Raw genomic sequence first — 21,995 nt, 5'->3', positions numbered from 1 at the left:
ATGTATCTTTATGTAATAGGACACGAACACACACGGGTAAAAACGGATTGGCACGGTTGGCTGCATCCGTGAACATCCGTCTCAATCCGTGTTTATCTATGTCCCATTACGCCATAGGATAGCCGATGCATTACCATCGCTCATTGCGCGGCCACAGCGCCCACAGAATCGCCGCTGCCGCCGCCCACCATGCCCGGCTCGCTTCACGTTCGAGGCCGCGGGTACGTAATTGCACTCCGCCGAGGAACAGACCAGTCGCCAGCATCCCACCCATCAACCGGTCGGTGGCCCGCTCCACCCGTTTCATACTGCGTTCGAGCCGGCTCAGATCCGAGCGGGTTTGTAACTCGCCGCGATTAGCAGCCCGGTAGTACGCATCCATTTGGCGAGGCAGACCGATCAAAATCTGGCCGATTTCGGCGAACTCTTGTTGGAACTTCTCGAACCAATTGCCATTGCGCTGTTCTTGGGCCAGCATCGCTCGCGCAAACGGGCGTAATTCTTGGAAGAGGTTGATGTCAGGGTAGATTTCGGTCGCCAACCCCGCCACCATACTCAGCGCCCGCCCTAGATAGAGCAAATCTTGCGGGATCTGGAACGGCAGATCGTAAATCAGATCCTTCGTCTCGGCCATAATCGCCTCGACATCGAGATTGGTCAACTCGCGCACCGTGCGGTTAAACGAGTAGCGCAACATCGTCTCGATAGCCGCCTTAATCTGACGACGGTCGGCGCCGGGTAAAATCATATTCAGTTGTTCGAGACAATTGAGAATGCGGTCGGCGTCATTGGTTGCTAACCCAAGCACCCCTTGCCGCATTATCTCCATCGTCTCTGGCGGCAACCGGCCCACCATACCAAAATCAACGAAAATGAGCGTGAAGGGGGTGCCGGTTGGCGTTTCATCAGGCGCATAATCGATTGGCAACTGGGATTCGAGCGTATCGATGGTCACGTGACCATTTGTGCTGGTTGGCATTGGCGGCGGGGCCGGTCTGGTGGCGGCAAGGCCGGTCTCGACCCGGACAAACAGATTGCCGGGGTGGGGATCGGCGTGGAAGAAGCCGTCAATAAAGAACTGTTTCAGGTAGCAGTTATTGAGCCGGGCAGCTAGTTCGAGCCGGCTGACCCCCAGTTGATCGAGCGTATGCAAATCGGTGATCTTAATCCCGCTGATCCGCTCCATCACTAACACGCGGCGCGTGGTCAGCTCGAAGATCGGTTCAGGGATATAGATGCCGGGATGGTTGGCGAAGTTCTGGCGGAAGATCGCCGCCGAGCGCGCCTCTTGGACATAATCCAATTCTTGCACCAACACGCGGGCGAACTCGGCCAACAACGCCTCAAGATCGGCCCGCCGGCGGATCGGCGGATAGTTCTTGATCAGGCGCACCACCCATGTCACGGCACTGAGATCGACTTCAATAATCTTATCGATCCATGGCCGTTGCACCTTCACCGCCACCTCGCGCCCATCGTGGAGTACTGCGTAATGCACTTGCCCCAACGAAGCCGCCGCGACGCATTCTGTCTCGAAGCTACGAAAGATCTCGCTTGGCGGTGCGCCTAACTCTTCCAAAATCACTTCGAGCACGTGGCCAGCGGGGGCCGGAGGCACCTCATCTTGCAAGCCGGTCAACTCGCGTCGCACCACATCGGGAATAATATCAGCGCGCGACGACAGGAACTGGCCAAGCTTAATCTGCATCCCGCCCAGTTCAACCGCCATCATGCGGAAGCGGCGGGCAATATTCACCCAGCGCCGCAGCATCGTGCGCTGGACATACCAGCGAAAAATGGCAAAGCGGGCGAGAAAGATATCCCAGATATAAATATGGATAACAACGCCGAGAAAGAACGACGACACCCGCAGAAAACGCTCGCGCGGGCGAAAACGGGGCGGCTCGGTTGGGCGAGGGACAGTGCCGGTGTTGGCGGTTTCGGTTGCTTGGATAGAGATTGGTTCACGCATAGCTTCCTACCAGTATTGCTATTTCGATTATACCAGAGGCGAAACTCAATCTCGCGACCGATCCGCATTGAATTGATCACCAACTACCATACGAAGGGTGCATTGCGCACGTGGAAACGAGCTCGCTAGTTATGGTACCACCGGCATTATGACCATCGACAGTATGCGTTTGCTGGCCGACAGCGCCGCAAATCTCTGGCAGCGGCTCAGTCAATTGGGTGCGCCTGACCTGCTTGGCCGGCGCGCCCCCTTTGAAGAGTGGCTTGCCGCCGCTCGCTCTAGCCTCTCCTCAGCCGACGAACAGGCCATCCGGCGTGATTATCGCCGGCTCAACCTCCTCCTCACCGAACTCGAAATGTTGACCCGTTCTCGCGAACGGGCGCTGGCATTGATTATGGAGACAATTCGCCAAGACGGCGCTCCTATGGCGTCACCGTCACCCGAATCGGGCCAAAGGTCGGGGTTGGGGTAGGCGGGGGAGGGGTCGCGCAGGTATATTCGGCCACCACCGTTGCCCGTTCACGCTCGCGCACCACAATGTCGTGGACGCCGGGACGTTCGTCGCCGATCCGGAGCACGATGCGGAACGCGCCGGCGCGATCGCTCGCACCGCCGCCAACTGGACGGTCGTCGAACGTGACCAGCAGCGCCGTTTGCGGGCGGGTTTCGCCAGTCAATTCGAGCACGTCACCGGGAGCGCAACGGAGTGCGGACTGTGTTGTTGGTGTTGGCGCCAATGATATGGTCGGTGATGGCTTTGGAATCAACGTATTTGTTGGTACTGGCGTGATGGTTGGCGGTAGCGTAGCCACCGTTCTGTTCAGCGTTGGTGTGACTGTGGCGGCAGGTGAGACCGTTTGCGTTGGCGTATTTGTGACCGGTATCGTAGGAGTAGGTGTTGGCGTCGCTGGTTGTGATTGCTGACCGCTCGTTAGCGCTGTTTGGGTCAGTACCGGCCCTGCGGCGGCAGTGCGGGTAGCAATGACGGCTGTCTTCGTTATATCGCAGACATTCGCTGGATACGAGTCACAGTTGATCGGTATTTCAACGCACCCCGGATACGCCGGTCGTTCATCGCAACTTGGTTGAGCCAACGACGCACTTGGTGAGGTTGATAACGACACCCAAAAGAAAAAGGTCAAGCCTACAAGAATCACGCTTAAGGGCAAGATGAGGCGAAAACGAACCATCATTTCCTTCCTCAACCAGCGCTTTACCGCTGCGCCGCGCGCTCGATCACCTGCGCAAATGCCTCAAACCGTTGTGATCCTACCAATGTTTCGTTACCGATCCGAAACACTGGCCGGGCATACACCCCTTCTGCCATTGCCGCTGCATAATCAGCTTGCACTTGCGCCCGGTAGGTATGCGCATCGAGGCACGCGGTAATAGCATCCTTTGGTATGCCTAGACTAGCAGCAAGATCGATCACTGTCTCGTGAGTGTTGAAGTACAGTTGATTGTACCGCGCATACAGCTCGCGGCGCAACTCCCAAAATTTGCCGTGATCGGCGGCGCATTCGCTGGCTTCGGCCAATAACTCCGAACGTTCACCTAACTGCAACAAGTGGCGGTAGACGAGTTTTGCTTGGCCGGGAACGACAAACTCCTCGATCAGGCGCGGTTCGACATCAAGGGTGTGAATGGCGCACGAGGTGCAGAGAAAGTCGGAATAGACCATGATCGTTACCGGCGCATCGGGCTTGCCGAGATATTGGTACCCTTCGGCGGTGCGGCCACGCGGCAACTCAGGGAAGTAGCCGGTCGTGGTTGGCTCACTGTGCGCTGTTGTCGGGGTTGAAGTTGGCTCCCGCGTAGGGAATGGTGTTGCCGTCGCCGTAGGTTCGGGCGCAACCGGCGCTGTACAGGCGGCGAGTATCAAGATTGAGAGGAGAAAGAAGCGATGCATAGGTTTGATGAGATTGGGGCATGCAGTGCAATGCCCGTACCGCAGGATCGCCATGCGAGATACGATAAGCTACAGGAAGTTGGTGTAGGAACAGTTTGCCTATTCCCGCTGTCACTCTACCATAGGTTGTTATGGCGCGGCAAGGGTGCAGTCTGGTCTTGAGTACAAAAGACAATAGATCGAGTATCATTACTCCACTCTGCTAAGCTGCTAGCCGGAGCCGCCACCATGCTTACCGATCGCTTGCTCGCCTACACGGTTGCCGTCGCTATTCTCACCCTCATCCCCGGTGCTGATACGATGCTGGTGCTGCGCAATGCGCTGGCCCGCGGTCGCCTTGCCGGCGTGGCTACCGCGTTTGGGATCGGGAGCGGTCTATTTGTGCAGGCAACATTGTCTGGGCTGGGGTTGGCCGCGATTGTGGTAAAGTCTGCCGAGTTGTACCACGCCATTAAGTTGGCCGGTGCGCTCTATTTGGTTGGGTTGGGGGTGTGGACGATGATCACCACGTGGCGGCAACGCACTGTTCCTGAATTCCACCTGTCTTCCGGCCAAGAACGCCACGCTTTCGTTGAGGGGGTGTTAAGCAATGTGCTGAACCCAAAGGTGGCGGTGTTTTATCTGGCGTTTTTGCCCCAGTTTATCGATCCTCACGATCCGGTGCTGCCGACCGCGCTGGCGCTGACGACGATCCATTTTGTCCTCAGTGTGATCTGGTTTTCCACCCTCACGTTTGTGGTGGCAGGGGTGAGTAGGTGGCTGCGCCAAGCGGCAGTGCGCCGGCGGCTGAATTATGCCACCGGCGCGGTGTTGGCGGCCTTGGGGATGCGGATGGCGGTTGAGAGTTAGTGGTGGCGGGCGATTTCGTACATCAGGACTCCCGCTGCGACCGCGAGATTGAGCGAGTCGCTGCGTCCCCGCATCGGGATGCGCACTGCCAGATCGCACGCAGCGAGTTGGTCTGCGCTGAGACCCTGCCGTTCGCTGCCGAGTGCTAGCACGAGTGGTTGGGGGTACGGTGCGGTGCGGTAGTCGTGCGCGCCGCGGTCAGAACTGCCAACTAGTGCCATCTGGCGTGTGCGGCTCCACTCCACCAGCTCGGCCCAGCTCGTGCGTGCAATCGGTTGGCTAAAGAGCGCGCCCATACTGGCGCGCACTGCCTCCGGATCGAAGGGATCAGTGGTTGCTCCCACTAAGATCACGCCGCTGAAGCCGGCCCCGTCGGTGGTGCGCAAGACCGTGCCGAGGTTGCCGGGATCGGCGACTTCGACTAGCGCGACCCAGCCGGTTGCGGCTGCTGGTAGTTCGGCCAGCGGGGTGTATTGGATGCGCCCGACCGCGGCGAGGCCCTGCGGGTGTTCTTTGCCGGCGAGACTGGCAAAGACGTCGGCGCTGACGTTAAGTACCTTTCCGCCGTTGGCAGCGTAGGCTGCCGCGATTTCGCGGGCAAAGGCGCTGGTGAGCAGGTCTGGAGCGACGATCAGCATCTCTAGGGGTGCTTGGCATTGGATGGCTTCGGCCACCAGCCGGATGCCTTCGATCAGGTAGCGGCCCTGTTCGTCGCGGGCTTTGCGTTGGCGCAGCGCGCGCAGCGCTTTGATGGTTGGGTTGGCGAGACTAGTGATAAGCATGCGATGTATGTTCTCTCGGTGCTATCGTGACAGTTGTTGGTAGTTCGTACCATATTTTACGGGTTTTCGCCGAAGAGGTTGTTATGAGGCTGCTTCTCCTCCCAGTACGCCCCCCTCCCCCAGCGGGGGAGGGATGGGTTGGGGGCCACGTCTCCGCGCCCCATGGTCATTGCGAGCCGCGTAGGGTCAAGAGCACCGATCTGACCCTACGCGGCGAAGCAACCCCCCCACGAGCACGGGAGCCACCCGTGCAGGCACTCATTCCGCTCAAGCGGGAGATTGCTTCGGGGGCTGCGCGCCCTCGCAATGACAACCGGGGGCGGGAGCGCTGTCTGTACGCACTCACTCTGCCACAGCGGGAGACGCTGCGATCACAACGGCAAGACTTTGCCCGGATTGAGCCGCCCTTCCGGATCAAAGCGTGCTTTGATGGCGCGTTGGATGGCGATCTGTGCGTCACCCAACGCTTGCCGCATAAACGGTCGTTTGAGCGTGCCGATGCCGTGTTCGCCCGATAATGTGCCTCCCATTTCGAGCGCGATGGCGAAGATGGCTTCGGCGCACGGCCAGAGCCGGGCCATGTCGGTGGGGTTGCGAGCGTCGAACAGGATGTTCGGGTGCAGGTTGCCGTCGCCAGCGTGGCCGAAGACGACGATGGGCAGTTCGTAGGCCGCACTGACTTGTTTGATCCGGTTGACGCATTCGGCGATGCGCGGGACCGGCACGCTGATGTCTTCTCCGAGCCGGTTGGGCCGGATGCGGGCCAGCGCTGGGGCGATCACCCGCCGCGCTTGCCAGAGGTTGGCTTCATCGTTGGTGGTGCGGGCGACTGCAACTCGTTGTGCGCCGCCGGCCCGCGTGAGTTCGGCCAACGCTGTCGCTTCGCGTTCCACCGCTTCCGGTTCGCCGTCGGCCAGCATCAGCAGCATCGCCCCAGCGTCGCGCGGCAGTCCGATCCGCAGATACGCTTTGACCGCTGCGATGGTGGTGTCGTCCATCAGTTCGAGGCTGGCCGGGATGATCCCCGATGCCATAATCTGTTCGACGGTGGCGCAGGCGGCGTGCAGATCGGCAAAGAGGGCCATAGTGGTGCGGCGGGCCCGTGGCAAGGGGATCAGGCGCAAGGTCGCTTCGGTGATCACGGCCAGCGTGCCCTCGGAACCGACCAGCAATTGGGCTAACCCGTCGCTCTCACCTTGCCCGGCCAAGCCGTCGCCAAAGCGCACGATGCTGCCATCGGCCAGTACAGTGGTCAGCCCCAGCACATAATCGGCGGTGACGCCGTACTTGAGGCAGCGTGGCCCGCCGGCGTTGCAGGCAATGTTGCCGCCGATGGTCGAAGCGGTTTGGCTGCTGGGATCGGGCGGGTAGAAGAGACCGAGCCGTTCGGCGGCGCGTTGCAGTTCGGCAGTGACGACGCCGGCGCCAACGTGGGCGATGTGCTGGTCGCGATCAATCGTGATCTGCTCCATCCGGTTGAGACCGATCACCAGACTGCCGGCAGTGGGCACCGCCCCGCCGGCTAGGCCGCTGCCGGCGCCACGTGTCACCACCGGCAGCCCGCGGGTAGCGGCGATTTTCATCAGCGCCGCGACTTCGGCCGTCGTCGCTGGCAATGCCACCGCCAGCGGCAAGCCATCGGGTTGCGCGATCGAAGCGTCTTGGCCATAAACGGCCAGTTGGTCGGGGTGGTGGATGAGGTAGCGGCTCCCGACCACCGCTTGCAGTTCGGCAATAGCGTCGCCTGCCGTCACACGACCGCTTTGGGCAAGAGCAGGGAAGGCCGGGGTTGGCGGCGGGCCGAACTCGCAACAAGGCTGCCCACCCAATGCGGCGGCCTGCGCCTTCAGCGATGCGACTAGTGTCTGATCGGGCAGCGGCCCGACGTGCAGGCTGCCCACGCCAGCATCACCCCAGATGGGGGCAGTGGTGGCGGCGCGACAGGCGGCGACAAACGCCGGCAATGCCCGGCGGGGCAGGGTCAGATCGAGCCGTTGGTTGGGGGGAAGGGCGGCGTGCTGGTGGGCCAGCGCCTCCCAGTGCTGCCATGCGGTGAGCGGGTTGGCCGTGAGCGAGAGATGATAACGCGCTGCTGCGGTTGCTACCGCTTGTGCTTGCCGGTCGAGCACATCCGGCAACCCGGCCAGTTCCACCAACAGCATCCCGTCGCCATCGAAGGCCAAAGCGCGCAGGGCCAACCCGGCGGCAACTAGCTCGGCGGCCAGCGCCAGCAACTGCTCTGCTGGCCCGTGCAGTAACTGGAGCGACGTCACTGCCGGCAGCGGGCGCAGATTGAAGGTTAATTCGCGCACTGTACCTAGCGGTACTCCTTGCCCGGCCAGCGCCCGGTTGAGGTTGTAGCCAGTGGCGCGCTTGAGGGTTGGCCCGCCAATCGTGAGCACAGCGCCATCGCTCTCGACAATTGCCGCTCGCACGTAGCGCCCGATCGGGCCGCTGTGCAGCCGGTAGCGTCCGCCGCTGTTGCAAGCCGCCAACTCAGCCAACGTCACCCCGGCGCGCAACGACACGATCGGCAAGCAGAGGCGGTATGGTGCCAGCGCGTCGTTGAGGGCAGCGGCGGTGGCTGTTGCCGGCGCGCTCGCTAGCAGCGCGCCGGGGTTGATGGTAAAGGGTTCTGCTGTGGTGGTCATGATGGTATGCGTGTGTTGTATTTGGGGTAATCCGGGGTGAATTTGACATCCTCAACTTACGTCAGCGCCGGATTATAATCTACCACCAGCGCTAGCGCCGCCGCTAGTTCATCCATCCTCAGCGCTGGCACTCGCCCAATCTGTTTCCGCAGCCGGCTGACCTCAATACTGCGCAGTTGCAGCAAGTCGGCAGCGTGCGGCTTGCCCAACTTGGTGGGCCATTGCCCATCAATCCGTTGAATCCAAATCAGGTTCTCGAATCGATCTTCCCATGGGCGCAAGGGCACGACAAGGCGTAGCGGCAGGCGATCGAGCGCATTGGTGCTGATGACAACCACTGGCGTCAAGCTGCCATCGCCCAAATCGGCCTGCCAGATCTCGCCGCGCCGGGGGACATTAGGCATGCTCACTCGTGATGACCTCACTGGCTATCGTGGCGGGAACGGGGTAGAGATCGGCGGCGGCAGCGGCTTGTTCAGCCAGTACTGCGTGGCGCGCCTCGAGCGGTTGCTGGAGCAAATGCTGGCAACGCTTTGCTGTTACAGCACGCTCCACCGGTTCCGGCGCCGGCGCTGCTTCGCCAAGCAAGCGGCGCGCCTCAGCGGGATCGATCAACTCTTCGGCCAGTGCGCGCAGCGTGGCTCGCCGCAACCACAGCGGCTCTTCCAACGGCAATGGTTCTGGTTCGGCGGTGCGCCACCCGCGTTCGCTCAGTTCGATTATCAAGGAACGATAAAGACGTTGGTTGATGATCCCCAGCGTCTGCATGCGGTAAAGCAAAGCTTGGATGCTCATGCCGAAATGGCGCTTGAGCAACAGCAACTCGTCGAGGTGGAGGGAGTTGCGATGTTCGCCGATATGGTGGCGCAGATCGTTCGCTGGAGCCAGCAAGGCCGCCGCAAAACGGAATGCAGCCGGTTCTTCGTTAAGCTCGGCTGGGGGCTGCAACACCAGATGGGCCAGCTCGTGAGCTAGATTCATGCGCCAGCGCGCACCGTCGGCGCTACGCCGCCCGACCACCGCCGCCGCAAGAGGTACGCCGTCTTCAGCGCGGGCGATGGCAGCGACGCCATCAAACCCATCGAATGCAGCGAGGGCGATGACGTGCAGGCCGTGATCTTCTAGCGTATCGGTGAGATCGGCGATCGGCGCGCTGCCTAGCTCCCAGCGGGCGCGGAGATCGGTAGCGGCCTGTTCGGCGTCATCGAGGCTGGCAATGGCGTACTCGAACAGCGGCACATCGAGGCGGACCGGCTCGCCGATCAGCTCTTGCAGGTACAAGCGATCGCGTAGCGCCTCGTGGGCCAAGGCTGCCATCTGATCTTGTTGCCGTTTGCTTAGCGAGGCACGCTTGCGGTAGGCGATGAGTTCGATCTGTACGTCGCGGCTATCGAGCAACTCAGAGGGACGCACACCGAGCGCCTGCGCCAACCGTTGCAACACTGCCGGCGACGGCTGCGCTTGCCCGTGTTCGTATTTGGAAATGGCTTGGCGGGTGACGATCCGGCCAGTTGCTTCCGCCAGATCGTCGAGAGTCATGCCGCGCGCCAGCCGCAATTGGCGCAACCGCTGGTGGATCATGGCCATGCACCTCCTGTTGGTTGAAATTATCGGTGATGGATGGTGGGTTGTCAACCGTTTACGGAGCCGCACAGCCGTGCGGCTCTCCATGCATGTATCGATATCGTGACTTACGGAGCCGCAGGCCGTGCGGCTCTACATACCGTCGGCGGCGTTGGCCAATTTCGGTAACAATTGCGCCGTGATCAGGGTGGTCAGCGCCGAGGCATCGCCGCCGTCGCTTTGCACCACGATCGGGCGCGGTGCGTGTTTCATCAGCGTTTCGGCCACTTGCAAGCGGCGGCGGGCCAGTTCGTATTGTAAGACGGCGCGGTTGTCTTGGTAGGCTTGGCCGAGGTATTCCAACCCGCGCAGTTCCGGGGGGAGTTGCTGCGCATAGCGGTAGATCTGTTCTTCAATCGTTATCAGTTGCCCTCCACCGGTATCGTTGCATAGCTTCAGTGTAACAATTCGCCGCCACACGGTCAATGACGCCTATCCTGCAATCGCGACAGGAACTTCTTTCCTTCTGCGGTGGGACAGATTCCGCTGACAAAAGGTTTAGCGGGTGATCAACAATGTTGTCATAGTTCCTCCTTTCTTTTCTTGTACTATAAAATTATAGGGATCATGTCTCAATAACTTGCTTCGTCTTGCCGAGACCTTGTTTCCGTTGGCACGGATAGATAGAAGGCAGGCGTCCGGCGTGGCGCTCGTTTACGTCGCGTGCTGCGCTGGCGTCACAACGTTCGGGAGGTGTCACTGGGTGTCTCGACAGATGCGGGCGAAGCGTTCGCCGCGTATGCTGCGGTCTGCACTGATGCTGGTCTGCGCTGGTTGGTTGCTCGGCGGGGTTGTTGTCGCCGCTGCCCAACCGGCTGAGCCGGCTAATGCGCCAAACCTAATCCAGAACAGTGATTTCGAGCAGCAAGGCGCTGGTTGGGAGGGATGTGGCAATGTGCAACTAGCGGTGTGCGTTTAGGAACCTTCGCGACCGACCAATCGCCGGGGTGGCAGTTTACCGGGTGGTGCTGCAAGACGACCGGTTGGCGCAGGTGCGCGGCCAATCGCTCCGCTTCTCGATTGTGATCCAAGAGCGCACCGGCGTGGGGCCGGATGCCGTGCTCTTGATTGACAATGTGCGCGTGGTTGCCGCCGATGAGCGCACTGCCGCCGCGCCGTTGCCGCCGCGGTTGCGCGGCGATAGCAGCCGTCCGTTGGCAGTGGTGCGGGTCGAAGGATCGAATCGCTGGCTCTACCGCATGGATACTGATGGCCGGAATCTCCAGCTTCTCTACCGTGGGTTACTCAATGATGTGCGCAACCCGGCGTGGTCGCCGAATGGCCAGCGCATCGCAGTGGTCGATAACAATACGTAGCCATGGCCAACCCCCCGATCCCGATCCGCAGAACAACCTCAGCGCCCGGCGGTGACGGTGCTGAATGCTGATGGCAGCGGCGCGCGCCAGAACTATCAGACGCAGAGCCAAAAAGGATCACGCTGCCTGTTTGTGCGGCCACCCAGCGGGCCGCCAGAGGTACCCTCGCTGATTGTGCGCGTTTCGCATGGGCAATGGATGGCCGATAACAATCGCGTGGCACTGGCTCAAGCCGGTTTCGGCGTCTTCTGCGATGGCCGGCTAGACCAAGGCGGCCGAGCTGATGTGTTGCTCCTTTCGCCGCTTGACAGTTTCGATTTGTCGTCAGGGCGGAGCAACCGGGCCGATGGAATTTGGGAGATCGACACCAGCGTGCAGCCGCCGCGCGAGACGCGCCTGACCACATCCAATGCCGACCGTGAACTGGCGTGGCATTCCGATGGCCGGCGTGTTGCGGTGGTGCGCGTGACCACCAGCCCATCAGCGGATAGCAGCGACCGCACCTTTGCGATTGTGCTGTACGACCGGCAAAATCTAGCCAACCCGCGCATGCTGCTGTTTGCCGATCACGGCCGCACCATCAGCCACCTGAGCTGGTCACCCGACGGCGTTTACCTTGTCTACACACTCGAACGGTTTGATGGCCGCACCGACATCTGGTGGCTCGATGCAGCGAGTGGCGCAACTGGGCCAATCACCACCGACGGCAACACCTTCGCAGCAGCGTAGCGTCCGGTCGCAATCAACCGGCTATTCGTGCCGTTAATGACGAGGTGAGGGGAGAAGGCTACTTTCAGGCCTGCTGACGCTGACAGAGCGCAATGCTTGCAGGGAGTGCGGCAGTGAAACTGCCGCACTCCATAACTCTATTCAATCTACTGGTGGAAGAGCTACTGCCCGCTACCAACCTTACCGCTCCCGCTGCAACAACTCTTCGACCAGCCGCCAGCGCAGCAGTTTGCCGATGAAACTGCGCGGCAGCGTCTCGCGGAATTCGATTTTCTCTGGCATTACCGGCAGATTGAGCCGTTCGCGCAGGAAGGCAAATACCTCAGCCTCGCTGACTCGCTCGCCGGGCCGGGTGACGACGAAGGCGCGGATTTCGGTGCGGCCATCGGGGAGCGGCACGCCGACTACTGCTGCGTCGATTACCGTTGGATGTTCGTAAAGCGCCTCTTCGAGATCACGCGGGTAGATATTGTAGTCGCCGGCGATAATCATCTCTTTCTTACGCTCGATAATCTGAAAATAGCCGTCGGGTAGCATGCGAGCCACATCGCCGGTGCGCAGCCAGCCATCGGCGGTGATGGTTTCGGCTGTCGCCTGCGGGTTGCGCCAATAGCCGGCCATCAGTTGCGGGCCGCGCACCAACAGCTCGCCGATCGCTCCCGGCGGCAGATCGGCCCCGCTCTGCAGATCAACGATCCGCGCTTCGGTGTTGGGTAGCGGCAGACCGATCGTGCCGGCTCGCCGCGCGCCGCGTAACGGGTTGGCGTGTGTCACCGGCCCGGCTTCGCTCAGTCCATATCCCTCGACCAAGCGGCTGCGGGTAATGCGCTCGAACCCCTCTTGCACCTCGATCGGCAGCGGGGCCGCGCCGCTCAGACAGCTCTTCAGCGACGAGAGGCCATATTTGCGCACATCGCGCACCTCGTTCAACGCCGCGTACATTGGCGGTACGCCGGGGAAGAAGGTGGGCCGTTCGCGCCGGATGGTATGCAAGACATTGTGCGTTTCGAAGGTTGGCAGCAAGATCAGGGTTGCACCCAGCGCGATGCCGACATTCATACAGGCGGTCATACCGTAGGCGTGCGAGAAGGGGATCGCGCAGAGCACCCGTTCGTTGCCTTCGTCAGCATCGGCGTACCATGCCCGCGTTTGGCAGGTGTTGGCGTAAAGACTGGCGTGGCGGTGCAAGACGCCTTTGGCGGCGCCAGTGGTGCCGCTGGTATAAAGGATGACCGCCGGGTCATCGGTGCGCAACGTGGGCAGATCATTGTCCGTGCCAGCCGCCAAGACGTGCTGAAACCAGTGGGCTTGGGCGGCTTGCTCAGCGGGCACGCGGTGGCCTTCGCGCTCTTGGCGCAGCAGGGTGAAGAGGATGCGCTGGCTGGAAGGCAGGTACTCTTTCAAGTTGGTGTAGATCAGGCGGGGGAAGGGCAGCTCAGCTCGCACCTGCTCGACTAGCCGGTAAAACATACTCAGCGCGATGACGGTCGTCGCTTCCGAGTCGCGTACTTCGTGGGCAAAGCCTTCGGCGTTGAAGATCGGGTTGGCTAGCACCACGATCCCGCTGGCGAGCAACACACCGTAGTAAGCGATCACCACTTGCGGGATGTTGGGCAGCAAGATCACTGCTCGCTCGCCGGGTTGGAACCCGATCGCCAGCAAGCCGCGGGCAAAGCGGTTGGCCTCTTCCCACAGACGGGCATAGCTGATGGTGCGGCCATAAAACGCGATCGCAGTCGTCTCGGCGAACCGATCGGCGGCGCGGCGCAACAGTTCGGGCAGCGACTGCGGCGTGATGGCGAGGGTGGGCGGCACTCCCGGATCATAGTGGCGCAGCCACGGGCGGGTGGCGAAGAGATCGGCGCTCATGCAGGCGTTCCTTTGGTGAGCGGGTGATTACACTTACGATTGTAGCAAAAACTTGCTCAGGTATGGAGTGCGGCAGTCAAACTGCCGCACTCCATAGTGATGATTATCTTTGCTCGCGCCAGACCCGCGGCCCTTCTAGAAAACGGTCGATCAGGCGGTTCACCGCATCAGGTCGCTCAAGGTGGGGGAGATGGCGGGTATAGCGGACAATTTCGAGCCGGGCGTTGGGCATGAGTTGCTGGCTCTCGCGGGCTTGGGCCACTGGCGCGATGAAATCCCACTGGCCGGCAATGATCAGGGTCGGCGTCTGCACCTGCGGCAACACGGCCCGCCCATCCCACCGAAAGAGGGTGCCAGCCAACACCTTTTGGATCACCCTAACCGGCGCGTAGGTTTTAGGCATCACGATCGGGCGCAACCGTTCGAGCATCGCCAGCGAGATCGGCAGCTTGACGATCCGTTCGTGAAGCGGGTTGAGGTGCATTTCGGGGCCGGTCGCGATCAAGATCAAACGGCTGACGCGCTGGGGCTGGCTGGCGGCAAAGGTAATCGCAATCGGGCCGCCGAACGAATGCGCCATCAAAATGAACGGCTCTTCGACATTCAAGCGGGTAAGCAACTGGGTCAAATCCCAGAGAAACTCCTCCAGCGAATAGGCCGAATTGACCACCTCGGAGCGTCCATGGCCGCGCAGGTCGGGCGCGATCACTCGGTAGCGCCCTGCCAGATGGGCTATCTGCGGCGTCCACTGTTCGAGGTTGCCGGCGCAGCCGTGAATGCAGACGATCGTGCCTTGCCGCTCGCTTTCAAGCGGCCCGACATCGACCACGCTCAGGCGCACTGGTGAGGTGCCGGCAAGCTGGATCTCTTTGCGGTACGGTTCGAGGTTCATAACCCTCTTTCTGGAGCAGCGTGACGTGAAACGCGCTTCACCATCTCTGTGCTGTTGCGGCGCTACTGCACCTTTGCGTTGGCAAGAAATTGCCGCAATGCGCGGGTAAACGCGCGCGGGCGTTCGTCCATGGGGTTGTGCAAGCTAGCCGGGATCATCACGTACTGCGCGCCGGGAATAACGTCGGCCAGCCGGCGGGCATGGGCCGGCGGGGCAAGGCTATCAAACTGGCCGGTCATCACCAGTACCGGTACTCGAATCTGTTGCAGCCGGTCATCGGCGCGGGTCGCAAAGAGCGAGCGCAAAATGCGGTACAATCCTTCTGGGTTGAAGGTGGCGAGGTACGATGCTCGCCGCAGCCATGGGCGAATCCAGCCGCCGCCATGCTCGTGCGGAACGCGCTGGCCCAGCGGGCGAAAAGCGCGCCCGACGGCTTGAGACAGACGGAAGGCGGCCCAGCCGGCGTTGGGGAGCAGATAGGTGCGGGTGTAGGCCGGCATGCGGTAGGCGTCAACCGCGGCATCGATCAGGGCCAGCCGTTGCACCAGTTCAGGGTGGCGCAGGGTCAACTCCACCGCCACGCTTCCCCCCATCGAATGACCAACGAGCGTGATCGTGGTCAGGTCGAGATCACGGCAAAACTCGGCCACCAGCTCGGCAATGGCTTCGATCCGGTCGGCCCGCCCGATCTGGCTCTCGCCGTGGCCGGGCATATCGATGGCAAAACAACGGTAGTCACGGCCAAGATCGCGCAGGGTGCTCCACCAGAGTTCTTTAAATGCGCCCCAGCCGTGCAGAAAGACGATCACCGGCCCGCTGGCGCCGGCAGTCAAATAGCTCAGGCCAAGACGGTCGTGGTAGCGGCGTTCGATGGTGACAGGAGACGTCATAGTAGTGATAGGATTCGTCACGTTGGCGCTCTCATGGTACCTTGCTGTTATTGGAAACGGTCATACCGAGTATAATACCAAATATGGCAAACGTTCTGGTTGCAATGAGCGGCGGCGTCGATAGCTCGCTGGCTGCTGCGCTCTTACTTGAAGCCAGCCATCACGTGACCGGCGTGACCATGCATCTGTGGGATGACGACGACCACGGGTTGCGCGAGAGTCTCTGCTGCGCTGCCGAAGCGGCGGCTAGCGCGCGGCGAGTCTGCGCCTTGCTCGGCATCCCGTTCTATGTCTTTAATTACCAGCGCGAGTTTCGCCGCCATGTGATCGACTACTTCATTCGAGCGTACACGCATGGTCTCACCCCCAACCCATGCGTCGAGTGCAATCGCATGATCAAGTTTCGCGCTCTGCTCGATCGGGCGCGGGCCTTGGGGTTTGACGCGGTGGCGACCGGCCATTACGCCCGGATTGTGCGTGGCGCTGATGGCCGCTACCAGCTCTGGCGGGCCGTAGACTATGACAAAGATCAGTCGTATATGCTGCACATGCTCGGCCAAGCCGATCTGGCCCGGCTGCTCTTCCCCATTGGCGAGTATACCAAGCGCGAAGTGCGCGCGATGGCGGCAGCGCGCGGCTTGCCGAGCGCTGATCGGGAAGAGAGCCAAGACATCTGCTTTGTGCCTGATGGCGACTACCGCAATTTGTTGCGGGTCGAAGTGCCGGAGAGCCTCACCCCCGGCCCGATTGTCGATCTGGAAGGGCGCGAGATTGGCCGGCATCAGGGATTGCCGCTCTATACCGTCGGCCAGCGCCGCGGTTTGGGGTTGGGAGGCGGTGAACCGCGCTATGTGATTGCAATCGATCCGGCCCGTAATGCGCTGATCGTCGGCCCGGCGTCAGCGCTCAACCGCGAGCGGTTTACCGTCACCGACGTGCGTTGGGTTGATGATCAGCCGCCGGCTGAGCCGTTGACGTGTATGGTGCAAGTGCGCGCCCACGCCGAACCGCTGCCGGCCCGTGTGTCAGCCCAACCCGATGGACGCTGGCTGGTGGAGTTGGAACGGCCACAGCGCGCTGTTAGCCCCGGCCAAGCGGCTGTCTTTTACGATGGCCAGCGCGTGCTCGGCGGGGGATGGATCGCTCGTCCGGAGGTGCGATGAGCGCGCTCTCGCCGGCTGCTTTGCTGTTGCTCTTGTTGACCACGACCCATGCGGCTCTGGCCCACTTCTTGCTAGGCCGCTCGTGGCGGCAAATCCCGATTTTTTGGGTGACGGCAGCCGCCGGCTGCCTGATCGCCACCTTGATCGGCTGGCGCTTTCCGCTAAATCTGCCCGCACCGGCAGGCGTCCCAATGCTCGAAGCCTCGCTGTTAGCGTGGATCTTGCTGATAGTTGTTTCACGCTTGCGGCTATGATATAATTTGGCGCATTAGAGCGCCCTCGCAGCCGCGTGTTCTGCGGCCCGGTACGGAGGTGGCCCTGTGTTACGCTGGATTGGCATCGGCATTGGCCTATTGACCGCAGTTCTGTTCGGGTTCATCATCGCGGCGATCTTCCTCGGTGAAGGTTTCCGCGCCGCGTGGCGTGATGTGTTTATCGTGATCTTGGCCGCGTTGCAACTGATCGGTGCGGTATTGTCGGTTGCGATACTACTCGCGATCCTCTACGCGGTTGAGCAGATCAACCGGCTGGCGCGCAACAATGTGCTGCCTAAACTCGATGAGGCGCTGGCGAAGGCGAATGAGACGCTCGATACGACCCGCGCTATCGCTAATAATGTGCGCGAATCGGCACAGACGGCGACCACGGCGACGACCTACGTGGCTGAACGAGTGGTTTCGCCGATTATCCGCGTCTCAAGTTTGGTGAGCGGCGTGCGGGCGGCGGCCACAACCTTAGCCCGGCGCGGAAAACCTGACGAACCGGCCTCATAACCCCTATGTTCGATACGTTACCGTGCCTGTTGGCATGGTAAGATAGAGGATAGTAGCAGTTTGGTTTGACCGGTGAGCTGGTGAGAGTCGGAATTGGCATGAGTACCAATCAGTTTAAGTATGGTGGGCAAGCAGTGCTCGAAGGGGTGATGATGCGCGGTCGCCGGCAAGCGACTGTCGTTGTGCGCCGCCCTGACGGTAGCTTTGCCCGGCTCGACCTGCCGATCCCGGCTCGCAGTGCGCAGTGGCAACGCTGGCCGCTGCTGCGTGGGTTCGCCGCGCTAGCCGAAGCCTTTACGATAGGACGCAAGGCGCTCGATTTCTCGGCCTCGGTGGTTGCCGCCGATGACGATGAGAATCTGCACCCGGTTGTCCAGACCTTGATCTTTGTGGTTACGCTGGTAATCGCGATTGGCATCTTTGTGGTGTTGCCATCGTTAGCGGCTAACGTCATCGGTCAACTTGGCGCGCCGGTGCTCGTGCGCGAAATCATCGAGGCGTTGATCAATCTGGCATTAGTAGTGGCCTACATTGCCGCGATTGGCCGTATTCCTGATATTGGCCGGGTGTTTGGCTATCACGGCGCTGAGCACAAGGTGATCAATGCATACGAGGCGGGCCTGCCGCTGACGGTGGAATCGGTGCGGCAGTGTAGCCGTATTCACCCGCGCTGCGGGACCAGCTTCCTGCTAGCGGTGGCGTTGATTGGCTTTCTGATTTTTCTCTCGGTCGCCGGTCTGCCGGTCTGGCAGCGGATCATTGCCCGGATCGTGCTCATTCCATTAGTCGCGGCAGTCGCTTTTGAGGCCCAACAACTCGCCGCGAACTATTACCATCTGCCGTGGGTGCGCTGGTTGCTGGCCCCGACGTTAGCGGCGCAATACCTGACCACCCGCGAGCCGGATGATGATATGATTGCTACCGCGATCGCTGCCTTCGAGCCGGTCGTGGCCGCCGATCAACGTGACGCAGCCCAACCGGCGCCGGCTACCGGCGTGGCGCCCGGTTTGGCCGATACACAACCGACCATGTGACGTAATCGTCACACAATACCCGCGATAGCGGAGGAACGTATGGCGCTGGTGGGGAACATCCGCGATTTTAGTTTGTCAGATTTTCTCTCGCTCGTTGATCGCGGGTATAAAACGGGCGCCCTGCATTTGACCTATCATGATCAGACGGCGCGGCTCTACTTTGAGAAAGGCAAGCTGCTGCTTGCAGCGCGCCGCCCCGAAGACGAGAAGCCGGAGTTATTGGTGCGGCTCGGCGTGCTGAACGCCGATCAGTTGGCGCAAGCCTGCCGCGCATTGGCGGCTCGTGGCAATGGGGTAACGTTGAGCCAGGTCGTGATTGATGCCGGCATGGCGAGCCCTGAGCGGTTGCAGAGCGCGCTGATGGGCCATACCGAGCAATCGGTGTATGGGTTGTTTGCGTGGCCGGAAGGGGATTTTGTCTTCGAGCATAACCAGCGTCCGGCGCCTGATGCACCCTTGGCGCTGACGCCGATCTCAATCGATCACCTGATTATGGAAGGGGTGCGCCGGATCGATGAATGGGAGAGGATTCGCGACCGCATCCCCTCAACCGATCTCGTGCCGCGCTTCTTGGCCCCGCCGGGGGAAAAACTGAAGGGGATGCGCCTTTCACCTGATGAGTGGAAGGTGTTTGCTCGTATCAATGGCCGCGATACGCTGGCCGAGGTTGCCCAGAAGACTGGGTTGAGCGATTTTGATGTGTGCCGTGCGGTCTATGGCTTCTTGACCGCCGGTATGCTGGAATTGGTGAAACGGCAGCGCGTGCTGGCCGCCGGAATGCCGCCGGTTGAACAGCCGCGTTTGAAGAAGAGCCTCGTCAACCGGATCATCAATCGGATCCGCAGCATGTAGCTGGGGCCGGAGCATCGGAGCGGAGGGCTGTGTGCAGACGGTAAAGATGGTGATCAGCGGCGCCGTCAACGCCGGCAAAACTGAGTTTATCAGGACGATCTCGGAGATTGAGGTCGTCTCGACGGAACGCCGGGCGACCGACGATACTCGGCTGATCAAGAAGGAAACGACTGTCGCGATGGATTTCGGGCGCATCGCGATCTCTGATGATCTCGTGCTCCATCTCTTTGGGACGCCGGGACAAAAACGCTTCGACTTTATGTGGGAGATCCTTGCCGAGGGGATGCTCGGTTTGGTTATCCTTGTCGATAGCACTCGCCCGGAAACGTTCCGCGAGACGAACCGGATCATCGATTTCTTTGTCTCGTACCGCGATACGCCATACGTGATTGCGGCCAATAAGCAGGATCGCCCTAATGCATGGTCGCCTGATGAATTGCGCTTGGCCTTGCGCCAACCGCCGCATATTAAGGTGTTGCCTTGCACGGCGACCGATCGCGAAAGCGTGAAGAATGTGTTGCTTGAGTTGCTGTATGTGATTCAAGAACGCAGCGAGGATTAGATTTACCCGCTTGATGGGGATGGTGGGAAGGGGCAACCGAGCCGTTGCCCCTGTTGTGTTGGGATGGTGATGTGAGCGCCTTTGGCATGGCTTTGTAATGCGGTTAAATTGATTTTTCGCATTGCAAAGCCATAAAATTATATTGGAAAGCGTAATAAGCCGTTTACCGCATCAGCAAGAGATACAGATCTTGACAGATGCGGTATACTGCTTTCTGAAGAGCGATTAACGCTTGAGTGCATAGAGGAGGACTGCACTGATGCAGAAGACGGATTTTATTAAGGCGGTGGCCGAGCGCGCCAAAGCTTCGCAGAAGGAGACGAAGCAGATTATCGATGCTGCGCTCGATGTGATCACTGAGGCGTTGGCTCGGGGCGAGAAGGTGACGCTGACCGGTTTTGGTACGTTTGAGGTGCGGTCGCGGCAGGCGCGCGAGGGTGTCAATCCGCAGACCCGCGAGAAGATCCATATCCCTGCTACCAAGACCCCCGGTTTTAGCGCGAGCAGCACGCTCAAAGAGGCCGTGAAGGGTGAGTAAACGAAACGCGTGCGTTGCCTTTCAGAGGAACGTATGCATCGTTTAGGGACGGCGCATGCGCCGTCCCTACGGTATTGTCACCTCGTGCGCTGTCATCACCCAATCCGCAAACATATCATCCAATTCGCATGCGCATGCCTGTTCGGCGGCGCGTAACAGGTCAGGGCCGGCAATTTCGCGGTAACTCGCCGCGGCAACATACCCTTGTAAGAAGGTATTGAATGCCTCTTCGCCGATGCGCTGGCGCAGCGCGTGGAAGAAGAGCGCGCCTTTGGCGTAAACAACCGGCACGTAACGGCCATCGTTTAACCCTGATGGCGGCGTGGCCAACGGCGCATCGCCACCCCGTTCACGCAACCGGCGGTACACGGCGCGGAAAGCGTCGAGTTCAGCGTTGGCTTGCTCTGGTACGCCAATCATCTCGTAATAGAGGATTTGGCTGTAACTCGCTAGCCCTTCGTCAAGCCACGCTTCCCCCTGCGCGTCATTGCCGACTACCCCGTACCACCACTGATGGCTGATCTCGTGGGCAATGGTCGTCTCGAGCAGCCGGTTATCACGCCGGTAGAGGCTCTGCTCGATTAACACGACTCCCGGATATTCCATACCGTAAAATTGGGTCAAGGCCGCTTGAATCACCTCTAGCTCGGTGTAGGGGTAAGCGCCGAAGCGTTGGTTGAAGACGCGCAGGGCCGTGGTGGCAATGGCGAGACTGCGCTCAGCGGCGGCAGGATCATCCGGCTGGATGTAGCTAATCACGCGGGTGCCGTCTACGTCGGCGCTGGCTGCCACTAGCCCTTGGAGCGCGGCAAGGTAGAATTCGCGTTGCGGCCCGCTGACGAAACGGCTTATCTGCCCGCCATTGTCAGTCGTTTGATAAGTGAGGCGGCTACCGCTCGTGACGAGTTGCCAGTCCGCCGGCGCTTCTATGGTGACATCGTACAGCGCAATTGCGCTGACAGTAAAGTCGCCTCTTGACACGATTGGCCGTGTATCCCAGCCGATCCCCGGAATGTAGCGGGCCAACATGGGATAAAATGAGGCAATCGACCAGACACCCGCTTCCAGATTGTAGGCACCAAAGATGCGCTGGCTGGCGTTGCGCGGCCCGCGTGCGGTGAAGGTCATCGTGACGGTGGCCCGCTCGCTGGGGGCAATGGCTTGCGGCGGGATCAGCCCGATTAGGGTGTCGCCGTGCAAGGTGCGTGATGGTGTCGGAATGCCGTCGATCAGGGCCGAGGTGACATCGAGCCGTCCGCCAAAGTCGGGGTGGTTGGGGTAGAGATGAAACCAAATGGAATCGAAATCAACCTCTGTCCGGTTGGTGAGTTGCACCGTGATTTCACCGCTCAACCGTGGCCCGCTGGGGTCGAGCTGGACGCGCATGGTGTAGCGATCCCACGGCTCGCGGATGAGGCTGGCGACGCTGCCGGCGCGCATCGCGGCGGTTTGCGCGGTGATGAAGGGATCGATGACCGTTGCCACGCCTTCGTCGCGCATGATTGCGGACGGCGGGGTAACGTTGGTGAAGACAATGACGAGGAGTAGAATTAGGCGTATCATGCGTTCATCATACCATACGCCGTGAATG

The 21,995-nt window shown here is 60.8% G+C and carries 23 protein-coding genes and 1 pseudogene; 12 read left to right on the top strand and 12 right to left on the bottom strand.

Annotated elements, in window-relative coordinates; genetic code table 11:
* Window positions 1-130: 130 nt before the first annotated feature.
* A complete protein-coding gene (locus tag U9R61_RS02725) occupies window positions 131-1,972 on the bottom strand; it encodes an ABC1 kinase family protein (RefSeq protein ID WP_322487284.1) in 1,842 nt (613 codons plus the stop codon).
* Between the two features lie 148 nt (window positions 1,973-2,120).
* Here U9R61_RS02725 and U9R61_RS02720 point away from each other — a divergent pair, with 148 nt between their 5' ends.
* Window positions 2,121-2,444 carry a hypothetical protein gene (locus tag U9R61_RS02720; RefSeq protein ID WP_322487283.1) on the top strand — a complete coding sequence of 108 codons (324 nt, stop codon included), beginning with the start codon at window positions 2,121-2,123 and terminating at the stop codon, window positions 2,442-2,444.
* On the opposite strand, the gene U9R61_RS02715 is transcribed toward U9R61_RS02720, so the two are convergent.
* Window positions 2,395-3,165 carry a hypothetical protein gene (locus U9R61_RS02715; protein ID WP_322487282.1) on the bottom strand — a complete coding sequence of 257 codons (771 nt, stop codon included), beginning with the start codon at window positions 3,163-3,165 and terminating at the stop codon, window positions 2,395-2,397. The genes U9R61_RS02720 and U9R61_RS02715 overlap by 50 nt on opposite strands.
* 20 nt (window positions 3,166-3,185) lie before the next feature.
* On the bottom strand, window positions 3,186-3,881 hold the full coding sequence (locus U9R61_RS02710) for an Rcas_1661 family thioredoxin-like (seleno)lipoprotein (protein ID WP_322487281.1): 696 nt from the start codon (window positions 3,879-3,881) through the stop codon (window positions 3,186-3,188).
* A 228-nt stretch (window positions 3,882-4,109) separates the two neighbouring features.
* Between U9R61_RS02710 and U9R61_RS02705 the strand changes: the two genes are divergently transcribed.
* The gene (locus U9R61_RS02705; RefSeq protein ID WP_322487280.1) at window positions 4,110-4,730 is read left to right on the top strand and encodes a LysE family translocator; all 621 of its coding nucleotides are present in this window, start codon (window positions 4,110-4,112) and stop codon (window positions 4,728-4,730) included.
* Here the strand turns inward: U9R61_RS02705 and U9R61_RS02700 are convergent.
* The 5 genes and pseudogenes from U9R61_RS02700 to U9R61_RS02680 all read right to left on the bottom strand — a co-directional run.
* Window positions 4,727-5,512 (bottom strand): RNA methyltransferase, encoded by a 786-nt coding sequence (locus U9R61_RS02700; RefSeq protein ID WP_322487279.1) that lies wholly within the window; start codon window positions 5,510-5,512, stop codon window positions 4,727-4,729. The two genes, U9R61_RS02705 and U9R61_RS02700, sit on opposite strands and share 4 nt — an antisense overlap.
* Before the next feature lie 371 nt (window positions 5,513-5,883).
* Window positions 5,884-8,163: an FAD-binding oxidoreductase gene (locus tag U9R61_RS02695; RefSeq protein ID WP_322487278.1), complete on the bottom strand. Its 2,280-nt coding sequence runs from the start codon at window positions 8,161-8,163 to the stop codon at window positions 5,884-5,886.
* A 56-nt stretch (window positions 8,164-8,219) separates the two neighbouring features.
* Window positions 8,220-8,567, bottom strand: a complete 348-nt coding sequence (locus U9R61_RS02690; protein WP_322487277.1) for a type II toxin-antitoxin system PemK/MazF family toxin — start codon at window positions 8,565-8,567, stop codon at window positions 8,220-8,222.
* A complete protein-coding gene (locus U9R61_RS02685) occupies window positions 8,560-9,750 on the bottom strand; it encodes a helix-turn-helix domain-containing protein (protein ID WP_322487276.1) in 1,191 nt (396 codons plus the stop codon). Before U9R61_RS02685 ends, U9R61_RS02690 begins: the two co-directional genes overlap by 8 nt.
* Before the next feature lie 129 nt (window positions 9,751-9,879).
* Window positions 9,880-10,101 (bottom strand): annotated as a pseudogene (locus tag U9R61_RS02680) (SPFH domain-containing protein); the annotation flags it as partial.
* 388 nt (window positions 10,102-10,489) lie between these two features.
* Here U9R61_RS02680 and U9R61_RS02675 point away from each other — a divergent pair.
* The 3 genes from U9R61_RS02675 to U9R61_RS02665 are packed head-to-tail and all read left to right on the top strand — an operon-like array spanning window position 10,490 to window position 11,831.
* Window positions 10,490-10,705, top strand: coding sequence for a hypothetical protein (locus U9R61_RS02675; RefSeq protein WP_322487274.1), 216 nt, complete (start codon window positions 10,490-10,492; stop codon window positions 10,703-10,705).
* Window positions 10,706-10,733: 28 nt separating this feature from the next.
* Window positions 10,734-11,102 carry a hypothetical protein gene (locus U9R61_RS02670; RefSeq protein ID WP_322487273.1) on the top strand — a complete coding sequence of 123 codons (369 nt, stop codon included), beginning with the start codon at window positions 10,734-10,736 and terminating at the stop codon, window positions 11,100-11,102.
* A gap of 51 nt (window positions 11,103-11,153) precedes the next feature.
* Entirely contained in the window at window positions 11,154-11,831 is a 678-nt protein-coding gene (locus U9R61_RS02665) for a hypothetical protein (RefSeq protein WP_322487272.1), read from the top strand.
* A gap of 180 nt (window positions 11,832-12,011) precedes the next feature.
* Here the strand turns inward: U9R61_RS02665 and U9R61_RS02660 are convergent, their stop codons facing one another.
* From U9R61_RS02660 to U9R61_RS02650, 3 genes are all read right to left on the bottom strand, one after another.
* Window positions 12,012-13,700 carry a long-chain fatty acid--CoA ligase gene (locus U9R61_RS02660; protein WP_322487271.1) on the bottom strand — a complete coding sequence of 563 codons (1,689 nt, stop codon included), beginning with the start codon at window positions 13,698-13,700 and terminating at the stop codon, window positions 12,012-12,014.
* Window positions 13,701-13,803: 103 nt separating this feature from the next.
* Complete coding sequence (locus U9R61_RS02655; protein ID WP_322487270.1) at window positions 13,804-14,592, bottom strand: alpha/beta fold hydrolase; 789 nt, start codon at window positions 14,590-14,592, stop codon at window positions 13,804-13,806.
* Window positions 14,593-14,654: 62 nt separating this feature from the next.
* A complete protein-coding gene (locus U9R61_RS02650) occupies window positions 14,655-15,482 on the bottom strand; it encodes an alpha/beta hydrolase (RefSeq protein WP_322487269.1) in 828 nt (275 codons plus the stop codon).
* A gap of 83 nt (window positions 15,483-15,565) precedes the next feature.
* On the opposite strand from U9R61_RS02650, the gene mnmA reads away from it, so the two are divergent.
* From mnmA to U9R61_RS02615, 7 genes are all read left to right on the top strand, one after another.
* Window positions 15,566-16,645 (top strand): tRNA 2-thiouridine(34) synthase MnmA, encoded by a 1,080-nt coding sequence (gene mnmA, locus U9R61_RS02645; protein ID WP_322487268.1) that lies wholly within the window; start codon window positions 15,566-15,568, stop codon window positions 16,643-16,645.
* Window positions 16,642-16,899 carry a hypothetical protein gene (locus U9R61_RS02640; protein ID WP_322487267.1) on the top strand — a complete coding sequence of 86 codons (258 nt, stop codon included), beginning with the start codon at window positions 16,642-16,644 and terminating at the stop codon, window positions 16,897-16,899. Before mnmA ends, U9R61_RS02640 begins: the two co-directional genes overlap by 4 nt.
* Window positions 16,900-16,965: 66 nt before the next feature.
* Window positions 16,966-17,418, top strand: coding sequence for a hypothetical protein (locus U9R61_RS02635; RefSeq protein ID WP_322487266.1), 453 nt, complete (start codon window positions 16,966-16,968; stop codon window positions 17,416-17,418).
* A 98-nt stretch (window positions 17,419-17,516) separates the two neighbouring features.
* A complete protein-coding gene (locus U9R61_RS02630) occupies window positions 17,517-18,452 on the top strand; it encodes a DUF1385 domain-containing protein (protein WP_322487265.1) in 936 nt (311 codons plus the stop codon).
* Between the two features lie 39 nt (window positions 18,453-18,491).
* Entirely contained in the window at window positions 18,492-19,304 is an 813-nt protein-coding gene (locus tag U9R61_RS02625) for a DUF4388 domain-containing protein (RefSeq protein WP_322487264.1), read from the top strand.
* Between the two features lie 31 nt (window positions 19,305-19,335).
* Window positions 19,336-19,866: a GTP-binding protein gene (locus U9R61_RS02620; RefSeq protein WP_066782542.1), complete on the top strand. Its 531-nt coding sequence runs from the start codon at window positions 19,336-19,338 to the stop codon at window positions 19,864-19,866.
* A gap of 259 nt (window positions 19,867-20,125) precedes the next feature.
* Window positions 20,126-20,404, top strand: coding sequence for an HU family DNA-binding protein (locus tag U9R61_RS02615; protein ID WP_322487263.1), 279 nt, complete (start codon window positions 20,126-20,128; stop codon window positions 20,402-20,404).
* A gap of 66 nt (window positions 20,405-20,470) precedes the next feature.
* Here the strand turns inward: U9R61_RS02615 and U9R61_RS02610 are convergent, their stop codons facing one another.
* Window positions 20,471-21,967: a M1 family metallopeptidase gene (locus U9R61_RS02610; protein ID WP_322487262.1), complete on the bottom strand. Its 1,497-nt coding sequence runs from the start codon at window positions 21,965-21,967 to the stop codon at window positions 20,471-20,473.
* Between the last annotated feature and the right edge of the window lie 28 nt (window positions 21,968-21,995).

Origin of the sequence: Chloroflexus sp. (assembly GCF_034431535.1) — a bacterium.
Lineage (GTDB): Bacteria > Chloroflexota > Chloroflexia > Chloroflexales > Chloroflexaceae > Chloroflexus.
This window is presented reverse-complemented; position numbering and strand designations above follow the sequence as displayed.

What these genes read in the sequence shown, in the direction of transcription:
- U9R61_RS02725 (WP_322487284.1), bottom strand. Translation starts at nt 1,972, where the DNA reads ATGCGTGAACCAATCTCTATCCAAGCAACCGAAACCGCCAACACCGGC.
- U9R61_RS02720 (WP_322487283.1), top strand. Translation starts at nt 2,121, where the DNA reads ATGACCATCGACAGTATGCGTTTGCTGGCCGACAGCGCCGCAAATCTC.
- U9R61_RS02715 (WP_322487282.1), bottom strand. Translation starts at nt 3,165, where the DNA reads ATGATGGTTCGTTTTCGCCTCATCTTGCCCTTAAGCGTGATTCTTGTA.
- U9R61_RS02710 (WP_322487281.1), bottom strand. Translation starts at nt 3,881, where the DNA reads ATGCATCGCTTCTTTCTCCTCTCAATCTTGATACTCGCCGCCTGTACA.
- U9R61_RS02705 (WP_322487280.1), top strand. Translation starts at nt 4,110, where the DNA reads ATGCTTACCGATCGCTTGCTCGCCTACACGGTTGCCGTCGCTATTCTC.
- U9R61_RS02700 (WP_322487279.1), bottom strand. Translation starts at nt 5,512, where the DNA reads ATGCTTATCACTAGTCTCGCCAACCCAACCATCAAAGCGCTGCGCGCG.
- U9R61_RS02695 (WP_322487278.1), bottom strand. Translation starts at nt 8,163, where the DNA reads ATGACCACCACAGCAGAACCCTTTACCATCAACCCCGGCGCGCTGCTA.
- U9R61_RS02690 (WP_322487277.1), bottom strand. Translation starts at nt 8,567, where the DNA reads ATGCCTAATGTCCCCCGGCGCGGCGAGATCTGGCAGGCCGATTTGGGC.
- U9R61_RS02685 (WP_322487276.1), bottom strand. Translation starts at nt 9,750, where the DNA reads ATGGCCATGATCCACCAGCGGTTGCGCCAATTGCGGCTGGCGCGCGGC.
- U9R61_RS02660 (WP_322487271.1), bottom strand. Translation starts at nt 13,700, where the DNA reads ATGAGCGCCGATCTCTTCGCCACCCGCCCGTGGCTGCGCCACTATGAT.
- U9R61_RS02655 (WP_322487270.1), bottom strand. Translation starts at nt 14,592, where the DNA reads ATGAACCTCGAACCGTACCGCAAAGAGATCCAGCTTGCCGGCACCTCA.
- U9R61_RS02650 (WP_322487269.1), bottom strand. Translation starts at nt 15,482, where the DNA reads ATGACGTCTCCTGTCACCATCGAACGCCGCTACCACGACCGTCTTGGC.
- mnmA (WP_322487268.1), top strand. Translation starts at nt 15,566, where the DNA reads ATGGCAAACGTTCTGGTTGCAATGAGCGGCGGCGTCGATAGCTCGCTG.
- U9R61_RS02640 (WP_322487267.1), top strand. Translation starts at nt 16,642, where the DNA reads ATGAGCGCGCTCTCGCCGGCTGCTTTGCTGTTGCTCTTGTTGACCACG.
- U9R61_RS02630 (WP_322487265.1), top strand. Translation starts at nt 17,517, where the DNA reads ATGAGTACCAATCAGTTTAAGTATGGTGGGCAAGCAGTGCTCGAAGGG.
- U9R61_RS02625 (WP_322487264.1), top strand. Translation starts at nt 18,492, where the DNA reads ATGGCGCTGGTGGGGAACATCCGCGATTTTAGTTTGTCAGATTTTCTC.
- U9R61_RS02615 (WP_322487263.1), top strand. Translation starts at nt 20,126, where the DNA reads ATGCAGAAGACGGATTTTATTAAGGCGGTGGCCGAGCGCGCCAAAGCT.
- U9R61_RS02610 (WP_322487262.1), bottom strand. Translation starts at nt 21,967, where the DNA reads ATGATACGCCTAATTCTACTCCTCGTCATTGTCTTCACCAACGTTACC.